The organism is Singulisphaera rosea (assembly GCF_054877945.1).
Genome location: NZ_JBTYIP020000035.1, coordinates 86,270 through 109,888, shown reverse-complemented (window position 1 = coordinate 109,888; position 23,619 = coordinate 86,270). Strand labels below are relative to the sequence as shown.

At 64.0% G+C, this 23,619-nt stretch carries 21 protein-coding genes; 7 read left to right on the top strand and 14 right to left on the bottom strand.

The genetic code is table 11. The features are described from left to right. Nucleotides 1–128: 128 nt before the first annotated feature. The 11 genes from ACYOEI_RS35940 to ACYOEI_RS35890 form a co-directional block, all read right to left on the bottom strand. A complete protein-coding gene (locus tag ACYOEI_RS35940; protein ID WP_462855144.1) occupies nucleotides 129–1,145 on the bottom strand; it encodes a hypothetical protein in 1,017 nt (338 codons plus the stop codon). Continuing rightward, complete coding sequence (locus tag ACYOEI_RS35935; protein WP_462855143.1) at nucleotides 1,145–1,669, bottom strand: hypothetical protein; 525 nt, start codon at nucleotides 1,667–1,669, stop codon at nucleotides 1,145–1,147. Before ACYOEI_RS35935 ends, ACYOEI_RS35940 begins: the two co-directional genes overlap by 1 nt. Before the next feature lie 332 nt (nucleotides 1,670–2,001). Beyond that, nucleotides 2,002–3,597, bottom strand: a complete 1,596-nt coding sequence (locus ACYOEI_RS35930) for a M14 family metallopeptidase (RefSeq protein WP_462855142.1) — start codon at nucleotides 3,595–3,597, stop codon at nucleotides 2,002–2,004. Between the two features lie 166 nt (nucleotides 3,598–3,763). Continuing rightward, nucleotides 3,764–5,266 carry a sulfatase family protein gene (locus tag ACYOEI_RS35925; protein WP_462855141.1) on the bottom strand — a complete coding sequence of 501 codons (1,503 nt, stop codon included), beginning with the start codon at nucleotides 5,264–5,266 and terminating at the stop codon, nucleotides 3,764–3,766. 532 nt (nucleotides 5,267–5,798) lie between these two features. After that, entirely contained in the window at nucleotides 5,799–7,784 is a 1,986-nt protein-coding gene (gene dnaK, locus ACYOEI_RS35920) for a molecular chaperone DnaK (RefSeq protein WP_462855147.1), read from the bottom strand. A gap of 119 nt (nucleotides 7,785–7,903) precedes the next feature. Then, complete coding sequence (locus tag ACYOEI_RS35915) at nucleotides 7,904–8,128, bottom strand: hypothetical protein (protein WP_462855139.1); 225 nt, start codon at nucleotides 8,126–8,128, stop codon at nucleotides 7,904–7,906. A gap of 467 nt (nucleotides 8,129–8,595) precedes the next feature. Further along, nucleotides 8,596–9,249, bottom strand: coding sequence for a BON domain-containing protein (locus ACYOEI_RS35910; RefSeq protein ID WP_462855137.1), 654 nt, complete (start codon nucleotides 9,247–9,249; stop codon nucleotides 8,596–8,598). 252 nt (nucleotides 9,250–9,501) lie between these two features. Next, nucleotides 9,502–9,750 carry a dodecin family protein gene (locus ACYOEI_RS35905; RefSeq protein WP_462855135.1) on the bottom strand — a complete coding sequence of 83 codons (249 nt, stop codon included), beginning with the start codon at nucleotides 9,748–9,750 and terminating at the stop codon, nucleotides 9,502–9,504. A gap of 134 nt (nucleotides 9,751–9,884) precedes the next feature. Further along, nucleotides 9,885–10,577 carry a hypothetical protein gene (locus ACYOEI_RS35900; RefSeq protein ID WP_462855134.1) on the bottom strand — a complete coding sequence of 231 codons (693 nt, stop codon included), beginning with the start codon at nucleotides 10,575–10,577 and terminating at the stop codon, nucleotides 9,885–9,887. 30 nt (nucleotides 10,578–10,607) lie between these two features. Further along, nucleotides 10,608–11,141 (bottom strand): general stress protein, encoded by a 534-nt coding sequence (locus ACYOEI_RS35895; protein ID WP_462855133.1) that lies wholly within the window; start codon nucleotides 11,139–11,141, stop codon nucleotides 10,608–10,610. Between the two features lie 534 nt (nucleotides 11,142–11,675). Further along, the gene (locus ACYOEI_RS35890) at nucleotides 11,676–12,125 is read right to left on the bottom strand and encodes a Na-translocating system protein MpsC family protein (protein ID WP_462855131.1); all 450 of its coding nucleotides are present in this window, start codon (nucleotides 12,123–12,125) and stop codon (nucleotides 11,676–11,678) included. 627 nt (nucleotides 12,126–12,752) lie between these two features. Here ACYOEI_RS35890 and ACYOEI_RS35885 point away from each other — a divergent pair. The 3 genes from ACYOEI_RS35885 (at nucleotide 12,753) to ACYOEI_RS35875 (ending at nucleotide 14,212) form a co-directional block, all read left to right on the top strand. Next, nucleotides 12,753–13,328 carry an alpha-amylase family protein gene (locus tag ACYOEI_RS35885; protein ID WP_462855130.1) on the top strand — a complete coding sequence of 192 codons (576 nt, stop codon included), beginning with the start codon at nucleotides 12,753–12,755 and terminating at the stop codon, nucleotides 13,326–13,328. Beyond that, nucleotides 13,325–13,621 (top strand): hypothetical protein, encoded by a 297-nt coding sequence (locus ACYOEI_RS35880; protein ID WP_462855128.1) that lies wholly within the window; start codon nucleotides 13,325–13,327, stop codon nucleotides 13,619–13,621. Before ACYOEI_RS35885 ends, ACYOEI_RS35880 begins: the two co-directional genes overlap by 4 nt. Before the next feature lie 210 nt (nucleotides 13,622–13,831). Continuing rightward, nucleotides 13,832–14,212: a Na-translocating system protein MpsC family protein gene (locus tag ACYOEI_RS35875; protein ID WP_462855127.1), complete on the top strand. Its 381-nt coding sequence runs from the start codon at nucleotides 13,832–13,834 to the stop codon at nucleotides 14,210–14,212. Nucleotides 14,213–14,662: 450 nt separating this feature from the next. On the opposite strand, the gene ACYOEI_RS35870 is transcribed toward ACYOEI_RS35875, so the two are convergent. The 3 genes from ACYOEI_RS35870 to ACYOEI_RS35860 all read right to left on the bottom strand — a co-directional run bounded on the left by ACYOEI_RS35870 (nucleotide 14,663) and on the right by ACYOEI_RS35860 (nucleotide 18,843). Continuing rightward, nucleotides 14,663–16,411, bottom strand: coding sequence for a thiamine pyrophosphate-dependent enzyme (locus ACYOEI_RS35870; RefSeq protein WP_462855125.1), 1,749 nt, complete (start codon nucleotides 16,409–16,411; stop codon nucleotides 14,663–14,665). A 313-nt stretch (nucleotides 16,412–16,724) separates the two neighbouring features. Beyond that, nucleotides 16,725–17,945, bottom strand: coding sequence for a zinc-dependent alcohol dehydrogenase (locus ACYOEI_RS35865; protein ID WP_462855123.1), 1,221 nt, complete (start codon nucleotides 17,943–17,945; stop codon nucleotides 16,725–16,727). A 25-nt stretch (nucleotides 17,946–17,970) separates the two neighbouring features. Beyond that, nucleotides 17,971–18,843 (bottom strand): SDR family oxidoreductase, encoded by an 873-nt coding sequence (locus ACYOEI_RS35860; protein WP_462855121.1) that lies wholly within the window; start codon nucleotides 18,841–18,843, stop codon nucleotides 17,971–17,973. A 377-nt stretch (nucleotides 18,844–19,220) separates the two neighbouring features. Here ACYOEI_RS35860 and ACYOEI_RS35855 point away from each other — a divergent pair, with 377 nt between their 5' ends. The 4 genes from ACYOEI_RS35855 (at nucleotide 19,221) to ACYOEI_RS35840 (ending at nucleotide 23,439) form a co-directional block, all read left to right on the top strand. Then, nucleotides 19,221–20,045: a DUF4214 domain-containing protein gene (locus tag ACYOEI_RS35855; protein ID WP_462855120.1), complete on the top strand. Its 825-nt coding sequence runs from the start codon at nucleotides 19,221–19,223 to the stop codon at nucleotides 20,043–20,045. Between the two features lie 124 nt (nucleotides 20,046–20,169). Continuing rightward, nucleotides 20,170–20,529, top strand: a complete 360-nt coding sequence (locus ACYOEI_RS35850; RefSeq protein ID WP_462855119.1) for an ASCH domain-containing protein — start codon at nucleotides 20,170–20,172, stop codon at nucleotides 20,527–20,529. A 203-nt stretch (nucleotides 20,530–20,732) separates the two neighbouring features. Next, nucleotides 20,733–21,806: a hypothetical protein gene (locus ACYOEI_RS35845; RefSeq protein WP_462855118.1), complete on the top strand. Its 1,074-nt coding sequence runs from the start codon at nucleotides 20,733–20,735 to the stop codon at nucleotides 21,804–21,806. Between the two features lie 247 nt (nucleotides 21,807–22,053). Continuing rightward, on the top strand, nucleotides 22,054–23,439 hold the full coding sequence (locus ACYOEI_RS35840) for a PQQ-binding-like beta-propeller repeat protein (RefSeq protein WP_462855117.1): 1,386 nt from the start codon (nucleotides 22,054–22,056) through the stop codon (nucleotides 23,437–23,439). Nucleotides 23,440–23,619: the final 180 nt, after the last annotated feature.

The following is a 23,619-nucleotide window of genomic DNA, read 5'->3' as shown; positions in this document are numbered from 1 at the left end:
TAGCCACGGTCCATAGGGACAGCGCCCGCCGAAGGCTGGCACGGCGAGTCTTCGTTGAGTGCACCGATCGCGAGTACAGGCGAAAGAAATTCAGAGAAAATGAAGGGCGGATGTGCGGAACATAGGCATCAGAGCTCAGCTTCGACTGGCGGATGGAATCGGCCCGACGAAACGCGGATCTGTTCATGAATAACATAAAGAGGGCGGTCGTATGCGTCAATGATTACGAATTCCGCTCCCTTGACACGGAGCACGATGCCCGGAACTTTCCTGTGGATGGTGATAGAGAAACTCCGGACCTTAGGCATGTAGAGCACATCCAGGAGCTCCGTCCAACGGATTTCCCCCTGGAGTTCACCCTGGACCATCGCCAAGCCCTGAGGCCCGATGACGAGGCTCGCCTTCCTCCAGCCGCCAGGTAGTGAGCGAATCGAAGACATTTGGGCGTAGGTCACGAGGAACACGAGTGCCGCAAAGAGCATGCAGGTGATACCTGCCCCACCCCAACTGCTTGAACTGGTTCCGGTAAACCCCAACGCTGCCCAGATGACACCTGTGGCCAAGAGTCCGATGGCGACTGTTCTCGCGCGGCTATGCGGAGTTGGCGGGCGTTGGGTCGCTGCTTGATAGGTCCAGACGTTTTCCTGGCCGAAGAAGCGTTCCTGACGCTCGAGGTATTCTCTAAGGTTGGGGTTCACGTCGCGGCCGCCGTTCGCCTGAACCTGACCGGTAAGGAACTGATACGTCTTGTGCGAGGGGATGTTCGAGCGAGGTGGGATGCGGAGCATCCCACCCTCGTGCAGGACCGCGATCCGACAGGAGCGTTGCTGGAATCCGGTCGGATCGGGCGAGCGGCCGTTCGCCCAGACGTTGCGGAGACTCGCGTAGGGGATAAGACTCGGCCCGTTGTCGCCCTCGACCTCGATCCCGTCGGCCTGGAAGGTTGCCGAGAGCCGTCGCTCCCGACCTCGAACCAAGGAGGTCAAGCCGAGGATGAACGGGAGTATCAAAAACGTAAATATGTCGTGCTTTGATTCGGGCCTTCCCTGGATCGCGTCGATCGCTCCAAAGACAAGGGCAAATGCCAGGAGCAGTATGGCTCCGAGGGGAAAACGCGAACGGGCTTCGAGTCGTTCGCCGACCATCACAAGATGTCCTCATTGATCGGCGTATCCACGGTGTGGGACTCATACGCCTTGGCCGCCTTGATGGCGCGGAAGAGGGCCAGAATGATGACGGCCTTGATCACGATCCCAGACACGGCCGAAGCGGGATTCAATATTGCGAAGCCCACTGTCGAGGTGATGTAGAGCACCAGGCTCGTCGTGGTGATAAAGACCGGATACCGCTTGATGATGATCCCGAACACAATGTATAGGATGCCCAATAGCGCCGGCAGACCATAGAGCAGCAAGCCGTACATCCTCACCTGCTGCCGGAACTGCTCCTGTTCGGCGGGTCCTACGTCGTTCTGCTGGATGGCCTGCTGGATCTCGTTCGGGAGGTTGAAGAGAAAGAAGCCATTCACGGCAAGCGTGAGTACGCCGATGAAAAAGAGGAACCCTTGCGCCTGCCTCAACTCCTTGCCTCGCGCGGACTGGGCCAGGCTACCGAGGGGCTTGAGGTTGTCGATAATCGGGGGGTTGTAAGGGTTATTGGCGTCGTCCACTGACTCAACTCCTCTACGGATGTGGGTCCAGATGTCCGTCTCGATCCAAAAAATGAGATCGCCCGAAGGAAATGTGGGGGGAAGACGCGACCGAGTTGATCAGAAAAGGCAATGTGTCACCTCGATCGTCGATCTTTGCCGACGAGAAGTTTATCACCCTCCCAACCATGAGACCAGTCTAGGATCGCTCAATTCATTTCCTCACGGAATGACCTATCAACGAGCCAAGCTACGTAAGACTTTGACCGACCTACGCGGTACGAAGACCGGTTTCAGAACTTCCGGCCTGACATGCGTGTGTCGAATCCGGACAGGTCGTCTCCGAATCAAATTCACTCTTCCATATGGGCGGGGATGGGCTTGCTCGGCAGGCCGACGGGACCTGGGAGGCGGAGGACCGGCACGTCGGCACCGACCGTCAAGGCGTCGTCGAAAAAGTTCCAGGTGAAGAGGCCGTCGTCGGAGTGGGGCTCGAGGAGGTAGACGGCCAGGGTCCCGAGCCCTTGACCCGTGGAGACGACGATGGTCCCGGCGGTGATTCGGCGGGTCTCGCGACGCGAGTCGACGCCGACGTCGAGCGTCTTGTGGCCCTCGGAGGCTCCGGCGGAGGTGATCGACGCGACGCGGTAGACCTCGACCTCGAGTTCCGTGTTTTCTAGGAGCTCGGAGAGCGCAATCCCGTGGGCCTGGAGATTCTCCACGACTCGCGTGCGGCCCGGCGGGATCAGGTAGGCAAACGGACGTCGGACGGTGGCCGACGGCCGGAAGTCTCGCTCGAGCTCGACCTGGTAGTCCTTCGGTATGCCCGAGGGGGGATGCCCACCACCTTTGGCCGCGTCGTCATACCCAAGGACCGTCGCGGGCTCGGCGAGGATGTGGGCCGAGGTGCGGATCGGGACGAGGTCGTCGGGCTTCGGGGCCTTGCCCGCGGCGATCGTGGCCTCGCGGGCGGCGGCCAGTTCTCGCGTGATCTCGGCCCGGTGCGTCTTGGAGTATTCGAGGCACGCGCGGAGGTAGTCGAGCGTGGCGAGGACTCGAGTCTTGTAGGGTGCGTAGGCATAGGCCTCGGACAGGACCGAGAGCCGGTTTCGAAGGCCGACGTAGTTGGTGCCGTAGCGGGGCAGGGGGGGGAATGTGGCCCACCTCGTGTGGTTGCGTTCGAAGTTCCCGTAGAAGAAGGCACGGAGCCCGGCCTTGGCCTCGAAGGTCCTGCCGACCTCCGGGAGCATCGCCTTGAGGGACAGGTCGACGACGCGGCGATCGCCCGCGGGGTGCTTCGCGCCGTCGTAGGTGATGGTGTAGCGGTGGAGCGAGCCGTTGGTGGTGTGGGCGTCGACGATGACCGCGGGGTCCCACTCGCTGAAGAACCGGACGAGGGCCCGGGATTCGGGCGCCTCGAGCTTCATGTAGTCGCGGTTCAGGTCGAGCCCCTGGGCATTCGCCCGCTGGCCCATCCCTTCTTCCGGGCCGACCTGGCCCGGCCGATTGGTCTTGGAGACGCGCTCGTTGCCGTCGGCGTTGTAGATCGGGACCATCGCGATGACGAGATCTTTGAGCAGCGGATGCCCGGGCGCGGCGATCAGCTCGCGCACGAGCATCGGGGTCGCCTCCTTGCCGCAGACCTCGCCGGCATGGATGTTGGCGAAGAGCAGGACGACGAGCTTGCCCGACGCCTTCGCCTCGCGCGAGGTCCTCACCGGCGGGTCGGCCACGACCCAGAGCGGAATCGACCGACCCTCCCCGGACCGGCCCAGTTCGCCGAGCTGCACCAGGGGCGACGTCCGGGCGAGCCGCTCGCCGAGCGCGACCACGTCGGCGTAGCGGGCCGTGGCCTTGTAGTTGCTCTTCTCGGCGACCGTCGCGAGAGTGTCGTCAGCGAGGGCCGAGGAGACGGACAGGGCAAGGAGAAGTATGGCCTGGGATATCACGTAAAGGCCTCCTTGCAGCCAACGAAGGGATCTTCTCTTGGCCACGGATGAAACACGGACTATAGAGCGGAGAATCTATCCTCAGACGACGCAGATGAACGCAGATTGAAAGAACGGTATTTAAGAATCTGCGTTCATCCGCGTCATCTGGGGATGCAACGACCTTTCAACCGCCGTGGCGGATGGACTTGAGCTTCGCCTGGAGTTCACGAACCTTGTCGGGGTTTTCCTTGGACAGGTTGTGGGTTTCGCCGAGGTCGTCGGTGAGGTTGTAGAGTTGGACCTCGGGCGAGACGCCCGACTCGACGGCCGTGTAGGGGAGGACCTTGGGGCCCTTGCCGGGCTCGATCAGCTTCCAGGGGCCCAGTCGGATCCCGAAGACGCCCGAGTGTTCGACGAGCGAGTCGCGCCCCACGGGCGACTCGCCGAGGAGGGCGGGGAGCACGTCGACGCCGTCGGGGGCCTCGGCGGGGACCTTCCTGCCGACCAGGGCGGCGAGGCTCGCTATCAGGTCGACCTGGCTGACGAGTGCGTCGGACACCCCGGGCTTGACCCGGGTCGGCCACCGCACGAGGAAGGGGACGCGCGTACCGGCTTCGAAGGCGCTGTATTTGCCGCCTCGGAGTGGCCCCGAGGGGCGATGATCTCCCAAAGCCTCGACCGCCTGGTCGCGATAACCGTCGTCGACCACGGGGCCGTTGTCGCTCGTGAGGATAACGAGGGTCGTCTCGGCGATCCCGAGCCGGTCGAGGGTCTTGAGGATTTCGCCGGTACACCAGTCGAACTGGGCGATGGCGTCCCCGCGCGGGCCCATGCCGGTCCGGCCCGCGAACCGAGCATGAGGCGTGCGTGGCACGTGGATGTCGTGCGTGGCGAACTCGAGGAAGAACGGCCCCTTCGCGTGGGCCTCGAGGAAGGCGGTGGCCTTGTGCGTGAGGACGTCGGCCATGTCCTCGTCAACCCAGCGGGCGGCCTTGCCCCCGGTCATGGTGCCGATCCGGCTGATCCCATTGACGATGGTCTGGTCGTGCCCGTGGCTCGGCTTGACCTTGAGCAGCTCGGGATGGGCCGCGCCGGTCGGTTCGTCCCCGACATGCTTCCCGTAGCCGACCAGGATCGGGTCCTTCGGGTCGAGCCCGACGACGCGGCGGTCCTCGACATAGACGCAAGGGACGCGGTCCCCCGTGGCGGGGACGATGAAGGCGGAGTCGAACCCGAGATCGAGCGGCCCGGGCGCGACCTCCCCGTTCCAGTCCAAGTCCCCGCGTCCCAGCCCGAGGTGCCACTTGCCCACGATCCCGGTCGCATACCCCGACGCCTTGAGCACCGCCGGCAGCGTCGCGCGGCCCGGCTCGATGATGAGCGCGGCGTTCCCCGGCAGGACGCCCGTCCCTCTCCGCCGCCAGGCATATTCCCCCGTGAGCATGGCATAGCGCGACGGGGTGCACGTGGCCGAGGCCGAGTGGGCGTCCCGGAACCGCAGCCCTTCCTTCGCCAGCCGGTCGACGTTCGGCGTCTTGACCCGGGTCGCCCCATAACACCCGACGTCCCCGTAGCCGAGGTCGTCCGCATAGATCAACACCACGTTCGGCCTCTCCGCCGCCCCGAGGCCCTGGGCGGCGAGGAGTGCGACGAACGCGACCGCGAGTCCCGTGATTCTCGTGAGCATGGATCTGCATCCGAGAGGCCGTCCATCCCCGCGACCGGATGAAACGCCCCGGCCGTAGGTCCGGCCATTCTAACGATCCCCGGCGGCTCCGGGTCAAGAATCGGAGACGCTTCGCCGAGTGTCTGCCCCGAAACCCGGTTTCTTCTTGAAAACCAGGTTTCTGACGCACTCGACCTCGACAACCTCTCTCGGCCTGTCGTCGTGGACCGCATCAGAAGCCCGGCTTTGAAGGAAACCCCCGGGCTTCGAGAGCAACACTCGCTCTTCGGGAACGACTCGTCGGATTCACCACGGAGCCCGCGAGGTCCTCGGCTCTCACCCGATCGCACGGGTTCTCACGGCGACGTCCCCGGCGCGTTTGCTCGGGAGGTCGTCGACCAACAACGTCGGTCGTCCGGATCGAACGGAGCGTACCGCAGCGGCAGGACGCGCGGAAGCCGCCCGTCGCGTGCGTTCGGCCGGATTTCTGGAGACGTCTGCGCGGCCCAGCGAACAGTTCGGCTCGGTCTCTCCTGCGCGGCTTCCCCCGGCATTACGACTTTGCATCGAATTCAACGTCGATGACCTCGTCAGGTTTGCCGCCGGGCCGCCCGCCATCCGAAGACGCTGCGGGGCCGTTCGAGGGCGAGCGACTCCCGGACGCGGCCGTGGCGGCGTACAGGTGCTCGGACATCGCCTGACCTGCCTGCTGAAGTTCTTCGATCGCCCTCAGAATCGCGGCCGAATCGTCGCCGGACGTTACCTCGACGACGTGTGCGATCGCGCTGCGGACGGCCGCGGTGTCGGCTTCCGACAACCGAGTCTTGTTCTCCTCGAGCGTCTTTTCGAGCTGGTAGACGCGCTGCTCGGCGGTGTTCCGGGCCTCGGCGAGTTCTCGCTTCTTCCGGTCTTCGGCGGCATGAGACTCGGCGTCCCGCTGCATCCGTTCGATCTCGGCCTTGGTGAGCCCGCCGGACGATTCGATCTTGATCGTCTGTTCCTTCCCCGTCCCCTTGTCCTTGGCGGAGACCTGGACGATGCCGTTGGCGTCGAGGTTGAAGCTGACCTCGACCTGGGGTACGCCCATCCGGGCCGGCGGGATGCCTTCGAGGTTGAATTCCCCAAGCAGGCGGTTATCGGCGGCCATGGGCCGTTCGCCTTGATAGACCTTGATCGTCACGGCCGACTGATTGTCCTCGGCGGTGCTGAAGGTTTCCTTCTTCTCGGTCGGGATGGTGGTGTTCCTCTCGACGAGCTTGGTGAACACGCCCCCCTTGGTTTCCAGGCCGAGAGACAGTGGTGTGACGTCGAGCAGGAGAAGGTCCTTCACGTCGCCCGTGAGCACGGCCCCCTGGATCGCCGCTCCGATGGCGACGACTTCGTCGGGGTTGACGCCCTTGTGCGGATCCTTGCCGAAGATCTCCTTCACGATCTGGAGGACCCGCGGCATCCGGGTGGAGCCGCCGACCAGGACCACCTCGTCAATCTCGCTCGCCTTCAGCTTGGCGTCGTCCAACGCCTTGTGGACCGGGCCCTTGCAGCGGTCGAACAGCGTGTCGGTCAGTTGTTCGAACCGGCTACGAGTGATCGTCATCGTCAAGTGCTTCGGACCGTCTGCCGCGGCCGTGATGAACGGGAGGTTCACATCGGCTTGCGCGTGGAACGAGAGATCCTTCTTGGCCTTCTCGGCCGCCTCCTTGAGCCGCTGCAGGGCCATTTGATCCGTGCGGAGGTCGATCCCTTGGTCCCGCTTGAACTGATCGGCGATGTAATTCATCAACGCCTCGTCCCAGTCGTCGCCGCCCAGGTGGGTGTCTCCGTTGGTAGAGAGGACCTCGAGAACGCCGTCGGCCACGTCGAGGATCGAAATATCGAACGTCCCGCCGCCGAGGTCGAAGACGGCGATCTTCTCGTTCTTCGTCTTGTCGAGTCCGTAGGCCAGGGCTGCGGCGGTCGGCTCATTGATGATCCGGGACACTTCGAGGCCGGCGATCTGGCCGGCGTCTTTGGTCGCCTGACGCTGGCTGTCGTTGAAGTATGCAGGGACGGTGATCACGGCCTTGCGGACCTTGTGACCCAGGTGGCTCTCGGCCGCCTCCTTCAGCTTGCGGAGAATCAGCGCCGAGATCTCCGGCGGGGTGTTTTCCTTGCCCCCCGCGCTCACCTTGACATAATCCCCTGAGCTACCGACGATTTTATAGGGAATCATCTTCTCTTCGGAGCGGATCTCATCGCGCCTTCGGCCCATGAACCGCTTGATCGAATAGACCGTCCCGCTGGGGTTGGTCACGGACTGGCGCTTGGCCGGTTCGCCGACCAGCGTCTCGCCCTTGCTATCGAAAGCGACGATCGACGGGGTGGTGCGGCTCCCTTCCTGGTTGGCGATGACAGTCACGTCGCCGCCTTCCATCACCGCGACAACGCTGTTGGTCGTCCCCAGGTCGATGCCGATGATCTTCTCGCCTTCCGCCATGGTGGGTCCCTTTCCAGGGTAACTTTGCTTTGGCCGAGGTACTGCGAATAAATCGCTTGAGCAAATCTAACGATTCATGATAGACGCCCCGCGCCGGGGTCAAGCCGGGCCAGTCGCGGGCGGCTCACCCACATTCGAGGCGTTGCCGAGTGACAGGTCGAATTCTCCGAGGCGGACCGTCACCACTATTGACCCTGCCGACCTGCCTGCTGGTTGCCCCGCCCGATTTTCACCATCCGATCCCGGTTCGACGCCTCGGCGTTGCGGGCCTCCTCGTCCTCGCGAGCCTCCCGGACCTGTTCGGCTTCGAGCTTGTGTTCAGGCATGATCTTGCCGCCCTTATCTTCGACGGCCTCGTGCTTCGGGGGGGAGAGTGCGTCGGTGAGCTTGTGCTTGCCGAATTCTGACATGATCGTCTCCTCGGTTCGTCGCCCAGTCGGTTGGTTTTGATCACTCATTGCCGCCCCGGAAAAGTGCCATCCCATGCCAGACCGAGTTTGCCGACGGGGAGGTACGGTCCCCGAATTCATGGGCCGGTTGTCAGCCGGCCAACGATCTGTCGACTGGGATGCTTACGCCTTCCGGGCCGTCGCCGGGATCTGATTTCCGGATTCGACGTGCGTCGCCACCGCCTTGTCGTCCTGGTGCGCGGCCACCAGGACGTTCGTCTCGACACTCAGGTCCGCGGGGCCTTACCGTCGTGCGTCTTCGCAGGAGTTTCCGTCATGGCAATCTCCTCAGATCCGGGATGCGAAACCGACCCTCGGCCGGACGTAGCCTGCGGCCGCCCGGATTAAGCGGTCCCCGCGCGGGGGCAAGGGGGCGAGTCATCTCGCCGGGTTTGCAGGGTTCGATCACGGGCGGTCGAGTTCGACCGTCAGACGCACGTGATCTCGAGATCGTTCCGCACGGAGTGGACTCCCGGGGCACTCCAGGCGGCCATCCCCGCCTCGTCCTTCTCATTCCATGACCCGACGCTGCCGGAAAGCGTGACTGCGCTGCCGTCGGCCGCCACTTTCACGTGGCCGGCGTCGACCTCGGCGTTGCGCACGAGCGCCTTTTCGATCGCGTCCTTGACGGCAGACGGTTGGACCATCGGCTGAAGGGTGATCTCGTTCAAGACGCCCTTCACTCCGGCCATGAAGCACACCGAATCCCTGGCGGCGTTCCTCTGATAATCCCAGTTCACGTGACCCTTCAGCGTGACCCAGCCCTGGGCCACCGTGACCTGGATGTCGTCCGGCACCCAGACGTGCCACTTGAGGGAGTTGACGGCCGCTTCGGCGATCTCAGCGTCGGTCCGGGCGTGGATCCCGGCGATCTTGACCGTGATCTCCTCGGCGATCCCCTTGAGGCCCTCCACCCGCTGGGCCGCCCGCTCGACGGCCCACTTCTCGGCGTAGGTCGCGACCGAGCCGGTCAGCGTCACCACCCCGTTTGCGGCCGAGACCCCGATCTGGGCCGCCGTGGCGCTTGGTTCCCACTTGATCTCGTCCATGACGTCTTTCTGCAATTGCGCGTCCGTCTTCATCGTGAACTCCTCTGGGTACGACTCTCGCGATCTTCACCGGATGACACATCCGGTCGAACTTCGTTCGATGCATCGGCCCGGCCCTCGATTGGTTCCGAGCACGAGTCGATTTCTCGGTATGCCGTTGCGTTCGGGTGGCGTTCCGTGCCGATTCCTGCGGGACGTCCCACGGCAAGCCCGCGCGACGGCCCTGTCGAGAGGTCCGGGGCATCGGCGAGCCCCGTCATGACGAGGACGGGCCGACAACTAATGCTAATGGAGGATGATCGCAGGCCGCTCGACGTAGGCCAGATTGGCCGTCACGTGATACTCGGTGATCCTGCCTTCGCAGACGACGGCCGTGCTGCGGATCAGGTCCAGCCCGGTGACGTGTTGGAATTCCTCGGAGGCGCGGCTCACGAGCAATCGGGCGGCATCTTCCCAACTCTCTCTCGACTCGCCAACCATCTCGACCACCTTCACCACCGACGGGGCCTGGGCATGCTCAGTCTGCGTTGTCATGAACAATTCCTCGTTTGGATCACGGTTTCGTAGATGATTCGTAGGTGATGTGTATCCCGGCTCGAACCGGGCAGATCGGACCGCCGCCTCATCGCGAGCGGCGACGATCCGGGCCGACAGCAACCCCATCGATGCTATCTGCTCGCCTTCAGCTTCGCGGCGAGCTTTTCAAGCTCGATCTGGACCGTGGTCAAATTCGACTCGAGCCTGCCTTTCTCGAACACGATGGCGTCATCCCAGTAGCCGTACGGTGCGTAGTCTTCGAAGATCGTGACGGCTTCGCTGCCATACTCGAGGTTCGCGGATTGGGCGGCGCAGCGAAGGAGATCCGCGGCCGCCAGCAGGTGCCGGCCGGCGGTTTTCAGATCGGCATTTGCAGTCGCCTTGGCGGACAGGAAGTGGTGGTGCTTGGCAAGCGCCATCGATGCGTGGGCGAAGGCGGCGTCGAGCTTCTTGGCCAACACCGGCTTGCCGCTCTTCAGCGATGCCGAGAAGTCCGTCAAGTCGGCGCCGGCCGTGGCGAGGTCTTCGGACGTCGATTTGTCGGCGTGACCCCGCGCGTAGCTCAGCCATGAGATCGCCTTGTCGATCTCGGCGGCCGCGGACTTCTCCTCCTTGGCACGGTAGTACTCGCGGGTCTTGTGCAGCGCGGTCGAGAAGTCGTAGAGGAACGGGTTCCACCACTCTTCCTCAATCACAACCCAGCCCGGCGACGCCTTCGGCTTCTCGCCCTTGGCCTCGGTCTTCTTCTTGGCGTCGTCGGCAAACGTCATCGACGCCAGCCCGGCGACCAGGAAGGTCGCGATTACCAAACCGGAACTCTTCATCGGCTTCTCCTCATCTGGGAAAACGGTTGATCAAACGCCAACGGCGACCGCCTCGCCGTGGAATGTCGTCGAATTCGCCTCGGCCCGATCCAGGACCTCCTTGGCGGATTCCACCTCGGCGGGCGTCCCGTGGGCGACCACGAGAAGCTTGCCGTTCTTCACTTCGGTCTCGTATTGCACGATACTGTTCTTTGGGATCCCGATACTGTACAGCCCCGCACCGAGTACGGTGAGACCACCCATGACCACGGCGCCTTCGAGCCCGGCGACGATCGACATGACCAGCGGCCCCGCCACGAGCAACGGACCAACTCCGGGCACCCAGAAGAACGCGGAGCCGAAGAGCAGCCCCCAGAAGCCGCCCCAAAAAGCCCCTTGCTTGCCCCAGTACTGCATGCGGTCGCCGGTGTTGTAGTAGCCGACCACGTGCTCTTCCGTGTGAAAATCCTTGCCGACGATCGACAACTTCTTCATGTCGAAGCCGCCTATCTGAAGTTTGCGGACCGCTTCTTCGGCCTGATCGTGGGAACCGAAGACCGCGACGACCGAGTTCCGGGGTGACATTGTGTGAATGCTCCTTGGTTAAGCCGAAAGGTGTCGTTATTGGTCCAGCGACGGACTGACTCTCGGCTGAGGGAAGGTGACGAAGAGAGCTCGCCTTGAAATGTTGCAAAGGGGGTAGCGCCGCTCAGGTGCCCGGCGCTACCCTTTTATCCACGGTCCGCGATTCCGGAAGATCGCGACCCGCGGACTGTTCTTGACCCGTGGATATCCACGTGTTCGATGCGTGGGGAGACGCATGGTAATAGAATATCGCCCGAGGTCACGTTCACCCCAAAGCACGATCGTGGCCGCGGCGTGAGTGAATCGGGCTTCACGGCGCGACGACGACCGGTTTGTTATGTGCAAGGTTTACCCAGGGCGAGGCCCAGGCGGCCTCGGCCTCCTGGCGCTCCGACCGGGACGACACGCTCCCGGCCAGCGTCACCGCGGTGTCGGACGACTCCACTGCCTCACTTTTCGATAAGGACGGGATCTGGTCATATTTGTCCCGCGCGATAGATGGGGCCTGAGAGCACGATTCCCGGCGTTTTATCGCTATGCCGTCACCGTAGAACCACCGAGAGGGTCACAGAGGCCCGACCCATCTCCAGTCCAGGTTTCGGTAGGAACGCTACCGACGAGCTGGAACACCTGAACCACATTCCCGGTCGTGAATGCCTGCACCACGGCTCCGGTGATCGGTTCGACCTCAACAGCCGCCTCTCGCACCTCCATACCCGTGATTCTCTCGATCTCCCGCCGGAATGAATCGGAGGAGTTGGCGAACAGTTGACGGTGGAGTTCCCGGAACTGAGCGGCGCCGGCGGGTGTCTTCGCGAGGGCTTTCTCCGCAGGCGACAATGCGTCGTGCAGTGTGATGACAAGCGTGCCCTCACTCAGGATCACGGTTACGGACTTGGGTCCGTGGTTGCCCGTTCGTCGCTGCTCGAAGGCGATAGCCGCCTGGGCGATCTGCTGCGCCATCGTTGATTTGGAGGTACTCATCGCGTTCTCCCAAGGGGTTGGGACTGCGCCGCGACACTCGGGCGAAAAAAAAAGCCGGCATGGCCGAACAACTGATGTTGTTCGGCCATGCCGGCATACTCGTCAAAAGGCCCCCCGGCACTACCGGGTTGCCCTTCAGCTAGTCATCCGACCACGGCAACTCAAACCCTTTAGGGGAGCCGGTTGAAAGCTCACCAGGGCCCGCTCATAGCCTGAGTGTAAGGCCCTGAGCGACGAATGCAAGCGAATTCACGACGGATTCGCACCGCCCCGCCTATTCTTGTGCTTCCACAGTGGCGTGTTTCCGAGCGATTTGGCTACGGTCATCAGGGGAACGGTCGCGTCGCAGAAGTCGAGGTCCACCGTCGATCAAGAAATCCCATTAAGCGTGGCCCGGGACTGCTTGCGCGCGTAGTTCGAGGAGAGCCGGAGGATAAAGCCGCGACGGGTCGGACCTGTCGACGAACTGTGTGAGAAGACTGGAATACTTGGGGCCCGCCTTGAACGTGCGGGCTCTCCGTGGATCCTGATCGGGTGACCTGGCTTTCCACAAGCCTGGTCTCGCGAAAGGTTCCCTTCGGATTCGTCGCGAAGAAAGATTGGTTCGGTCCTCCGAGCGAGTATGGAGTGCCGCGGTGGAAGGTCGAGAACCCGGAAGTCGCCGACAACCTCATCGGCGTGTGCAAGCGGTGGAAGGAGCGATCGGGGTGTGACGGGTTGAGCTTCGACTCCGCCCACCTCCGACCCGTTGCGTTCACTGAGCGTTTCGTCGTCGAGCTGGAGTCTGCACCGCCGAACGGCGCATTCGTCATCCTACCCGAATTTACGATCAACCCCCGAGAGGTCGGAAAGCTTGTGACCGAGGGCGGCTCCTACGGGGCTTACGACTTCAGCACCTCGAGGGGCCGCGAGGTGTTCGGCGGAGACGAGCACGTCGGTGCCCTCTCGTTTATCGCCCAAGAGACGAAGCCGTGCTCTCCCGCTCCGCGCACCATGATGGCCTCGATCGCCAACTACGAGGACGCCTTCCTATCAATCGCAAAGGAGCCGAAGTCGCGGAGGACGATGCCCGCCCTTACCTACCTCGTCACACTCGACCGGGTGCCTCTGCCTTCCGCGGGTAGTGAACTGGGGTCGAATTCCGCGAGGTCGGGGGCGCATTCACCGACGACGGGCGGGACTCCTCCTTCCAGAACGAGGTGAGAGGACTCTTCAGCCTCCGCAGCCGCGAGCCGGGTTTACGGCGCGGAGAATTCTCGGAGGTGCTGGCCGAGGGGGGTGACTATCCGTCCCAGCGAATCCTGGGCGCGGAACACATCCTCGCCGTGCTCAACGGCTCGGACCGGACGAGGGGATTTGCCATGCCGATCGGGGAGCACGCCTGGAGAGTTTGCAGCCTCGAGGATCTTATCGGCGGTGGGATGGCTGAGCCCGCCGGCTCCGAGGCCTCGAGGACGGTCGGGGCCTTCGGCGGGAAGATTGTGATGGTGAATTGAAAGAATGAGAACCCAGCCGGAGGAGGGTTCGCCCGGCGCGGGTCGAATGGCGGCCTGGCTTTCGGCGCCGGCCGCAATTGTTGGCCCCGCCCGCCCTCGGTATCTTTATCCCTAACAAGGTTTGGAAGCCGGTGGCCTTTGTCGTTGTTGGGCAGGCCCAGGCGCCTGGGCCTGCACCGGACCGAAACTTGGAATTCGTTTGAGGCCGCCATGAAAACGCTGGGAGAGATCGAGGCCGCGGTCTGCCAAGGGGTCATCCGCTTTGAACAGGAGTATATGGGCCGAGGGCCCAAGGATGTCCACGCCCACCTGATCGGCGATTTACTCCTGGTCCGGCTCCGGGGCGTGTTAACCGCGGCCGAGCAGCAACTAGTCAAGTCACTCCCGCCCGAGAAGGGTAGGGACCTCCTCAAGCAGGTACGGACCCACCTGATCGAGACCGCGCGGCCCTTCATGGAAGACCTCGTCGAGAAGGCCACCGACACCAAGGTGGTGAGCCTGCACCACGACATCAGTACTGTCACCGGCGAAGAGGTTATTCTCTTCACCCTTGCCATGGCGCCGTCGGTTCGCGAGGCGAGGAAGAAATGACGCGCCTCGCTTGAGTCGGCCCGTCAGGTGCTCGGGGCCGGCTGCACGAGCGCGAGGCGCACCCCAGCAGCCCGGATTGCCGAGAAGTCAGGCCGCGGAGTGAATTACCAGGTTTGGCGCGGGGCTTCTCTCGTTCCTCCTTGTCATACTCATCACGCCGGGGCCAATCGTGTCGTGCAGGGCTTCAACACCTCGTCGCAGGGCGAGATGTCGCGTCCACTGTGATAAAGTCGTGCTTTCAGTCGATGGACACGATCCGCCGGCGGACCTGAGTGTAGGAAATTGATGAATCTTAATAGAAGATAAACGTGGTATTGTCGATGCTGTTGCTTCTTCTTCTCCTAACCTTCAAAGCGGCACGTTCATTGGGGAAGCCCTCGGCGAGGAGTGTGCGAAGAAGGGCGGCTTGCCTATGCTCTGGAACTAGGCGGTACCTGCCAAGAGGCGGCCTCAGAGGAGTTCGTGGAGCTTGTCGCGGAAGATGGTCGTGGCAATCTTGCCGGCGTGGGGTTGGCCCCGGACGAGCGACTCGGCCAGTTTGATCCCCTGCTGGATCGTCGCCTGCGCGGGCATCGGCGGCTCGAACGGGTCGACGGTCGCCTCGACGAGAGATGGGCCGTTCGTCGCGAACGCCGCGGCCATCGCCGGGGCAACCTCGTCGGGCGTCTTGCAACGGAACCCGGCGCCGCCGCATGCCTCGGCGAACTTCACGAAGTCGATCGGCTCCAGTTCGACGCCGTACTCCGGGTTACCGAGGAAGATCATCTGCTCCCACTTGATCTGCCCGAGGGTGTTGTTCTTGATCACGATGACCCGGATGGGCAGCTTGTACTTCACCGCCGTGATGAATTCGCAGCCGAGCATCGTGAACCCGCCGTCGCCCATGAAGGCGACGACCTGGCGGTCGGGGAACGCCACCTGTGCTCCGTTGGCATAAGGCAGCGCAGGTGCCATCGTCGCGAGGCTTCCCGAGCAAGAGAATCGCATCCCTCGTTTCATGTGAATATGACGGGCCGCCCACGTGGTGATCGTCCCCGAGTCGGTGGAGACGATCGCCCCTTCCTTCAGGTGCGGGTTCACGGCCGCGGCGACGACTTGCGGCTTGAGGGGGACGTCGGAGCGGGTTTCGCGCTCCTTCATCAACTTATTCCACTCTGCCATCCGCCCTTGCGCCTTCTCCAGGAACGAACGATCCGTCCGACGATCGAGGAGTGGGAGGAGGGCCTTGATCGTGGCAGGCGCGTCACCGGTGAGGCCGATGTCGATCGGGTAACGGATGCCGAGGCGAGTGGGGTCGCGGTCGATCTGGACCGCCTTCGCCTGGCCGGGCTTCGGCAGGTAATTCATGTAGGGGAAGTTCGTGCCGACGAGTAGGAGGGTGTCGCACTCCTCCATCGCCTTCTCCGACGGCAAGGTCCCGAGGAGCCCGAGGCCGCCGGTGCAATACGGCGAGTCGTCCGGGACGACGTCTTTACCGAGCAGCGCCTTGACCACGGGGGCACCGAGCGTGTCTGCCATTTGCTCGATCTCGTCCGTCGCCCCTCGCGCCCCTTGGCCGACCATGATAACCGTACTCTTCCCCGTGTTGAGCAGCGCCGCGGCACTCGCTAACGACTCGGCCTGCGGCACCACGATCGGCGGCCTCCAGGCGACGCTGGTGTGGCCCGCCTGGTTCATGGGCGAAACCTTCTCGGACGTGAGATCCTGCCAGTCATTGGGGCAATTGATGTGGGCAACGCCCTTGGACCCGAGCGCCGCGCGGCACGCGGCGTCCGCGAGGGCCTGGGCATGTTGCGGCCCCATGATCTGTTGATTGAAAACAGCGACATCCTTGAACAAGCTCAGGAGATCGACTTCCTGCTGGTATCGCATCCCCATCAGGTCATGGTAGGTCTGTCCGGTGATGGCGAGGACGGGGGTGTTGTCCATCTTGGCATCGTACAGTCCATTCAGCAGGTGGATCGCCCCCGGCCCGCTCGTGGCGATGCAGACGCCGAGCCTCCCGGTGAATTTGGCATATCCGCAGGCGGCGAGGGCCGCCCCCTCCTCGTGCCTGACCTGGATGAATCGGATCTTCTCGCGCAATTTGCGGAGGGCTTCCATGAAGCCGTTGATCCCGTCGCCCGGGATGCCGAAGATCGTGTCAACCCCCCACTCGACGAGCCTGTCGAACAGCAGATCGGACGCCGTCTTGGCCATGGTTTCACTCCGCCTGGGGTGGACTGAGGGGTCGAGTCGGGGGCTGTAAGGTTCATGTCCCTACGACGAGAGATCCGGCGCTTTGTCGCTCGCGGCCGGTTATCGCCCGCAAACCGGGTGCCGTCGACTCGGCACGGAGGCTGCGTTGATCTTCTCGGCCACGGATGAAACACGGATCAGGGAAAACCGAATTACCAACAGATGATGAAAATTGAAAAACTAAAATAAAATGATCCGACGACGGACCTTGGGGCCAGCGGCTTGGGCCGCGGCGGGATCGAAGGCCGTCCTCCACGACCCGTCGGGACCAGGTTCACTCCGCGGGCTTGAGCTCGACCTTCACCCATCCTGACTTCCGCCTGTCGAACGCCTTGTACGCGGTGATGACGTCGGTCATCGGCTCGACTTCGGTGAGGACCTTCAGGGGGTTGGCTTTCCCCTCCAGGACCGCGTCGATCAGCCGGGGGATGTACTTGCGGTGCGGGCAGTTGCCCATCTGCATGGTCAGGTTCTTCATCATTGCCATGCCGATCGGAAAGCGAGTCATCGTCTCCGGGTAGACGCCGATGATCGACAGGGTCCCCGCTTTCGCCAGCGACTGGACGGCCCATGTGAGCACTTGAGACGGGGCGTCGCCCGGCACCCACTGGCCTGCCCACGTCTGGCCCGAGCCGTCGAGTTGCGTCTCCCTCCGCTCTTCCTTGAACTGCGCCTTCAACGCCCGAGACTCGGCGTAGGCCGGGCCGCTTTCCGGCCGATAGGCGTCCACGCCCACGGCGTCAATCGCCCGGAGTACGCCGATCCCTCGCGTGAGTTCCTTGAGTTTCTCGACGGGGTGCTCCGCGTTGAAGTCGATGACTTCCGCCCCCAACTCTCGGGCTTTCGCCAGCCGATCCGGCAGGGTGTCGACCGCAAAGACGCGGCCCGCTCCCATCATCTTGGCGCTGACGATGGTGAAGAGTCCAACCGGGCCGCAGCCGAAGACGCAGACCGAGTCGCCCGGCTTGATCTCGGCCATATCCGCCCCGAAATACCCGGTCGGGAAGATGTCGGAGAGCAGGATGGCCTGGTCGTCGGTCATCTCGGAGGGGAGCTTGACCAGGGAGGGGTCGGCGAGCGGGACGCGGGCGAACTCGGCCTGGAGGCCGTTGAGCGGACCGGTGGTCTTCGGGCCGCCAAAGAACGCCGTCCCCGCCTGCTTGCCGTTGGGGTTGGCGTTGTCGCACTGCGACTGATAGCCGCTGGTGCAATAAGAACAATGCCCGCAGCAGACGGTGGACGGCACCACAACGCGGTCACCGACCTTGAAGTCTCGCACCGAGGCGCCGACTTCCTCGATGATCCCGACCCCTTCGTGGCCGAGGATCGTGCCGGCCTCCATGCCGGGCATGGTCCCGCGGATCATGTGCAGGTCGGTCCCGCAGATGGCGCTGGCGGTCAGGCGGACGATCGCGTCGGTGGGCTGCTCGATCTCGGGTTCGGGGACGTTGTCGAGGCGGATGTCCCCGACGCCGTGGAAGACGACGGCCTTCATGCGCGGCTCCTTTGGTGGTGGTTCGTCAGATGAGCGGCCTACCGCCGGTGACCGCGATGGTGGCCCCGGCCATGTAGCTGGCGTCGTCCGAGGCGAGCAGCACATAGGCCGGGGCGAGCTCGGCCGGCTGCCCGGCACGTCCCAGGGCCACGTTCTTGCCGAAGTCCTTGACCTTCGCCTCGGGCATGGTGGCGGGTATGAGCGGCGTCCAGATCGGGCCCGGGGCCACGCAGTTGGACCGGATCCCCTTCTTGCCGAGCATCTGGGCCAGCCCGCCGGTGAAGTTCTGGATGGCCGCCTTGGTCATGGCATAGGGGAGCAGATCGGGGCTGGGGCTGTCGGCCTGGATCGAGGACGTGTTGATGACAGACCCGCCTTTCGGCATGTGCGGGACGGCCGCCTTGGTCAGCCAGAACATCGCATAAAGATTGGTTTTCAGCGTCCGGTCGAACTCCTCGGTGCTGATCTCGGAAATATCGTCGCGGGACATCTGGTATGCGGCGTTGTTGACCAGGACGTCGATCTTGCCGAACTCCTTCACCGCCCGGTCGATGATCGCCTTGCAGTGCGACTCCTCACGGATATCTCCCGCGACGGTCACGCACCTCTTCCCGGTCGCCTCGACGGCTCGCGCCGTCTCCCTGGCGTCGGATTCCTCGCACTGATAGGAGATCAGGACGTCGGCCCCCTCGCGGGCAAAGGCGAGCGCCACGGCTCGCCCAATTCCGCTGTCGCCCCCGGTGATGACCGCCGCCTTGCCTTCGAGTTTCCCCGACCCCTTGTAGGAGTTTTCCCCATAGTCCGGCCTCGGGTCCATCTCCGATTCCAGACCCGGAGGTTCCTGCTGCTGGGAAGGGTGAGGGGGCTTCGGCCCTCTCTCTCGCGGATCTTGCGTCATGACAATGCTCCCTTCGATGCTCCGTTTCCGCACGCCGGATCCACGACGATAGAAAAGAAGTCCGGTGCATGGGCCGTGCGTTTCGTCGGGACGATGTCGCCCGCAACCCATGTGCCGCCCAAACGCCATAGATCCGGCATCCATGGTCCGCCCCCAACCCCCGAGACCCTCGGGGGTATTATTCGATAATCCGTAAATCTGACTAAATTCGCATAACTTGACTGATTGGTACTCCCTTTGCGGAATGAGCGTCGGGTCACCTCCGCCGGAACGGAGATGAGATGCAGCGAACCCAGGTGGCCGAATCCGTCGCGGGCCGCACTCCACTCGTTCGCGGTCCGCGATATCGACCATCCCATACAGAGATCGACACGACCATGCGACCTTCCCAGAAACGATGCCATTGCCGGCTCACGTTCGAATATGTATCACTCGAGACGCGGACCCTCCTGTCGACCGCGCATCCCGGCGTCGCCACCTCGGCCGCGGCCCTCTCGGCGAGGGCCGCCGAAGTCCGACAACACGCACTTGCGGGCTCATCCTCGGGCGAATCGAGGTCCGAGGCGATCGTTGCCAACCTCTACAGCACGATCCTGGGACGGTCTCCCGACTCCGCCGGCCTCGATTATTGGGTCAAGGAGTTGGATCGAGGACTCAAGCCGGCCGTCGTACAGAAACTGTTCATGAACTCGCCCGAGCATCAAGGCTTGTCGACCGGAAACTCGGGCGGAAGCGCTACGCCGACGACGGGCTCGACCGGGACCACATCAAACACGGGGACGACGGGGACGGGCACAACGGGGACGACTGGAACCGGCACGACGGGGACGGGCACGACTGGGACGACCGGCACCACTGGGACGGGAACGACCGGCACCGGGACGACCATCGGAGATACCACCGGTAACGGGACGGGCACGACGGGAACCGGTACGACAGGGACGGGTACCTCAGGAACAGGGACGACCGGGACAGGGACGACCGGGACTGGGACGACAGGGACCGGCACAACCGGTACGACGGGGACGACAGGGACTGGGACGACAGGGACGACCGGCACCGGCACGACCGGGACGGGGACGACCGGGACTGGCACCTCCGACTCGGGGACCTCGGGCAGCGGCGACCTGGGTGGGGGGACCACAGGCACGACGCTGGCGGGTACGGGGTCGGACACCGGAGTCGACACGACGGGAGCCTGATGCGCGAGTTCGGACCAGGTTTGGACCTTAGCCTCTGAACCGTGAAGTGGCACTATTCCGGACCGCCGGTTCCCATGGGTCGTTGGACGGAGGCCGAGTCCCCATGGCCGAACGAGGATGGCCGATGCGAACGATGACGTTGCCGCTCAACCCTCAGGAGTTTCGTTCCCAGACGAAGACCGTCACCAGACGATTGGGATGGTCAACGTTGTGCCCGGGCGACGTCATTCGGGCGGTCTCGAAGCTCGAGGGTTCTCGGAAGGGCGAACGTGGAGAGGAACTCGGCCTGATCCGGGTCATCTCCGTCCGTCGGGAGCCCCTCAATGCCATCGACGAGGAAGACTGCCGACGGCAGGGCTTGCCGGAACTCTCTCCTTCGGAGTTCGTGTCGATGTTCTGCGAACTCGGGAAGTCCTCGGGCGTGAATCCCGAGACGATCGTGACTCGAATCGAATTCGAATGTGTCAAGGAGGCGGATGTTTAGGGACACCCCGCCGATCTCGCAGCCCACCCCGCCGTTCCCGCTAGCCCTTGCTCGGCACGCTCGCGATAATGCTTTCTCGGGGTGCCGATCCCGACCGCGATCGTTCCCCGATCGATCAGAACCCATCCCATAGATGAGAACAGGGACGACGCTCCCTGGTGGCCATGACGCAGGCTCATGAATCGCAGGGCGGATCGAACGGCATGGGGACCGAGCCTCCTATTCCTGGCGAGCTGTCGGGGGGGGAGGGTGAGACGCGGGCAGACGACGGGCCGAGGACTTATGCGGGGAGGATGCTCGGGTGGACGGCCCGAGTGGTCCGTCTCGCGATCATCGTGGGCGGGGTCGCCACGGAGATCCATCGACTCAGTGCGACTCTCGTGGCCGTCTATCCCCGTCCGGATCTGGTGGTCGTGGCGATGGTCGGGGCGATTGCCAGTATCGTGGTGTATGTCGTCATCGCACGGGCGGTCTGGTGGCTGGCGATGTCGATCGCGGCACTCGCCGATGCCGCGGTCTATCAGGCAGAAGCCTCCACGTCGCTCCACGCCCGCATCGCCTCGGCATTGGAACGGGCGGTCGATGTCCTCGATCGTCCCGCGTCGAGGTTGGTGGACGGGGCTGAGCCGCCGTTGTCGAGATCGCCCGAATCAACGCCAGCACCGGCGCCGGCTCCGATCGCACCCGTCGTGGTGAGGACGGATCACGCGGCGGCGATGAGGAAGGCGATTCGGGAGGGGCGATGGGAGGATGCGGACCTGGCCGTCGGTGCCTTCCTCGACGAGAACCCAGACGATCCCGAGGGGGCACGACTCTCTGATGCGCTCGACGCGGCGAAGTCCAAGGGGGCCGAAGGCTACCGGGCCCGGATCGAGGCGGCCCGAGAGGCGAACGACCCCGACCGCGTGCTCGAACTCCGCGACGAGATGGCGCCGCTGCTCGACTTCGAGGCGAGGCGGGCCCTCGACCAGGACCTGGCCCGTTGGTGCATGGGCCTGATCCAGAAACGACTCCGCTCGGGGACGATCCGACCCGAAGTGGTGAGCCTTGCCGGCAAGGTGGCCGAGCGGCTCGACACGACGTCCGAAGGGGCGAGCCTCCGGGCCGCCTTGCCTACGCTCCGACGCAGCGTCGGCCTGTGCGCCCGTTGCGGCCAACCTTATACGGGGGTCGCCGACGCCTGCAACGCCTGTATGGGCGGCACCAATGCTTCGGCCTCCGCACCCGGGCCGACCGAGAGAGCCGAGGATGACGAGCCGGAGGACACCTTCGAGTGACGAGGATCACGTGAACTGTTGTCGATCCTTGCCTGCGCCTCGGGTGCTCCCCCTATAATCGAAAGAAGCGGTCTACATCGAACCGGATTGGGGCCCATTTCGCCCGACTTGAGTTTCTTTTTCGAATTCCCGAAGGTTCCCGGTCTGCCCAACTTGACGAATGGGCAGACGTCGGCTAGGGATGAATGAGTCACTTTCTTCGGTTGCGTGACACCGTTGAGTCGCCTGCGGCGGAAAGGAGCGGGCTATGTCCCGCAAATTGATATTGTGGAGCTCCCTGATCTGGGCGTCGCTCGCCCCGGTCGCGTGGTCTCAGACACCGTTCACCAAGGGCCTGGTCCCGACTCGCTCCGCGCTCGGGAGGGTGGGGCTCGAGCAGGACTGGATGGCGGCGATCCCGCTCGTGGGGACGGAGCGGTTGGCGGAAGTCAGCATCGCCGACACGCTGCTCTTCGCGCAGACCAACCACGCCAACTTCTACACCTACGACGCCGAGACCGGCCGATTGCTCTGGAGCGCGACCCTGGGGAAGCGGACCGGCGACGTCTACCCCGCCTCGGCGAACTCCCGTCTCGTGTTCGTCACGAACTCGAACTCCCTCTTCGCGCTCGACCGGCAGACGGGGCGGGTGGTCTGGACGGAGAACCTTTCGGTCCTCCCCACTTCGCCCACGATCTGCGACGAGGAGCGCGTGGCGGTCGGCCTGAACAACGGCCTGTTGCGAGGTTTCGACCTCCGAATCCTCGACAACAAGAACGTCGTTAAGAAGGACGACAAGGGGCAATTCGTCCTCGCCCCCAAGGCGAAGTTCGCCTGGAACTGGCAGACGGGCGGGGCCCTGAGCTCCCGGGCGCTCTTCGCCGGCAAGCTCATCGCGTTCGGCGGGCATGACGGCAAGCTCTACGTGACGATGACGGAGGAGGCGAAGCCCGTCTACCGGTTCCCGACCGGCGGGTCGATCACCTCCCCGCTGGCCTACCATGGGACCCGGACGCTGCTGGTGCCCTCCGAAGATGGGAACGTCTACGCGATCGACCTCTTCACCGGAGTCGCCCGCTGGATCTTCTCCGCGGCGGCTCCCGTGATGCAAGCCCCCCTGGTCGTCGGCGACGACGCTTACATCGCCAACACCGCGGGGATCCTCTACGCGGTCGACGCCAACACCGGCTCGCCCCGCTGGTCGACCTCCACACACGGCGGCCGGCTGCTCGCCGCCAGCCCGAGCCGACTCTACCTCGAGACACACGACGACGACCTCTTCATCATCGAGCGGACGACCGGCCGGATGGTCGTCGACCCCCGTTCGAGCTACCAGCGTGCCGGCTTGAACCTCCGCGACTTTAACATCGGTGTGACCAACGACCTGAATGATCGCGTCTACCTGGCCACCTCGTCGGGCCTGATCATCGCCTTGCGAGAGATCGGCCACACCCAGCCCCACCTGATCCGCGATCCCAAGGCTCCTCCGCTCGGGTACATCCCGCCGGAAGGTCTCCCCGACACCCAGACCCAGGCGGTCCCGACCACACCTCCGCTCGCCCCGGGCCCGGATGAGGCGACTCCGAAGTCCGACGAGGGTGCGGCGGACGAGGAGAAGGCCGCTCCGAAGGAAGAAGCGGACGCCCCTCAGTAACGCCTCTCCCTCCGGTCGGTCGAAACACGCGATCTGATGGGACCGCCGGTCTCCTCCTCAACGGGAAGGGACCGGCGGTCCTGTTGGTTCGTCTTCCGGGCCTCGATTCGACGCGAGATCGTTCGTGTTTGGTAGGCAGGGGACCGCCCGCCGCGTGATTGGGAAGGCATGGGGCGCGAT

Coding starts and splice junctions, on each gene's coding strand:
- ACYOEI_RS35875 (WP_462855127.1), top strand. CDS start 13,832: ATGAAAACGCTGGGAGAGATCGAGGCCGCGGTCTGCCAAGGGGTCATC.
- ACYOEI_RS35845 (WP_462855118.1), top strand. CDS start 20,733: ATGGGGACCGAGCCTCCTATTCCTGGCGAGCTGTCGGGGGGGGAGGGT.
- ACYOEI_RS35895 (WP_462855133.1), bottom strand. CDS start 11,141: ATGTCACCCCGGAACTCGGTCGTCGCGGTCTTCGGTTCCCACGATCAG.
- ACYOEI_RS35890 (WP_462855131.1), bottom strand. CDS start 12,125: ATGAGTACCTCCAAATCAACGATGGCGCAGCAGATCGCCCAGGCGGCT.
- ACYOEI_RS35925 (WP_462855141.1), bottom strand. CDS start 5,266: ATGCTCACGAGAATCACGGGACTCGCGGTCGCGTTCGTCGCACTCCTC.
- ACYOEI_RS35855 (WP_462855120.1), top strand. CDS start 19,221: ATGCGACCTTCCCAGAAACGATGCCATTGCCGGCTCACGTTCGAATAT.
- ACYOEI_RS35840 (WP_462855117.1), top strand. CDS start 22,054: ATGTCCCGCAAATTGATATTGTGGAGCTCCCTGATCTGGGCGTCGCTC.
- ACYOEI_RS35860 (WP_462855121.1), bottom strand. CDS start 18,843: ATGACGCAAGATCCGCGAGAGAGAGGGCCGAAGCCCCCTCACCCTTCC.
- ACYOEI_RS35865 (WP_462855123.1), bottom strand. CDS start 17,945: ATGAAGGCCGTCGTCTTCCACGGCGTCGGGGACATCCGCCTCGACAAC.
- ACYOEI_RS35940 (WP_462855144.1), bottom strand. CDS start 1,145: ATGGTCGGCGAACGACTCGAAGCCCGTTCGCGTTTTCCCCTCGGAGCC.
- ACYOEI_RS35910 (WP_462855137.1), bottom strand. CDS start 9,249: ATGAAGACGGACGCGCAATTGCAGAAAGACGTCATGGACGAGATCAAG.
- ACYOEI_RS35915 (WP_462855139.1), bottom strand. CDS start 8,128: ATGTCAGAATTCGGCAAGCACAAGCTCACCGACGCACTCTCCCCCCCG.
- ACYOEI_RS35900 (WP_462855134.1), bottom strand. CDS start 10,577: ATGAAGAGTTCCGGTTTGGTAATCGCGACCTTCCTGGTCGCCGGGCTG.
- ACYOEI_RS35850 (WP_462855119.1), top strand. CDS start 20,170: ATGCGAACGATGACGTTGCCGCTCAACCCTCAGGAGTTTCGTTCCCAG.
- ACYOEI_RS35870 (WP_462855125.1), bottom strand. CDS start 16,411: ATGGCCAAGACGGCGTCCGATCTGCTGTTCGACAGGCTCGTCGAGTGG.
- ACYOEI_RS35905 (WP_462855135.1), bottom strand. CDS start 9,750: ATGACAACGCAGACTGAGCATGCCCAGGCCCCGTCGGTGGTGAAGGTG.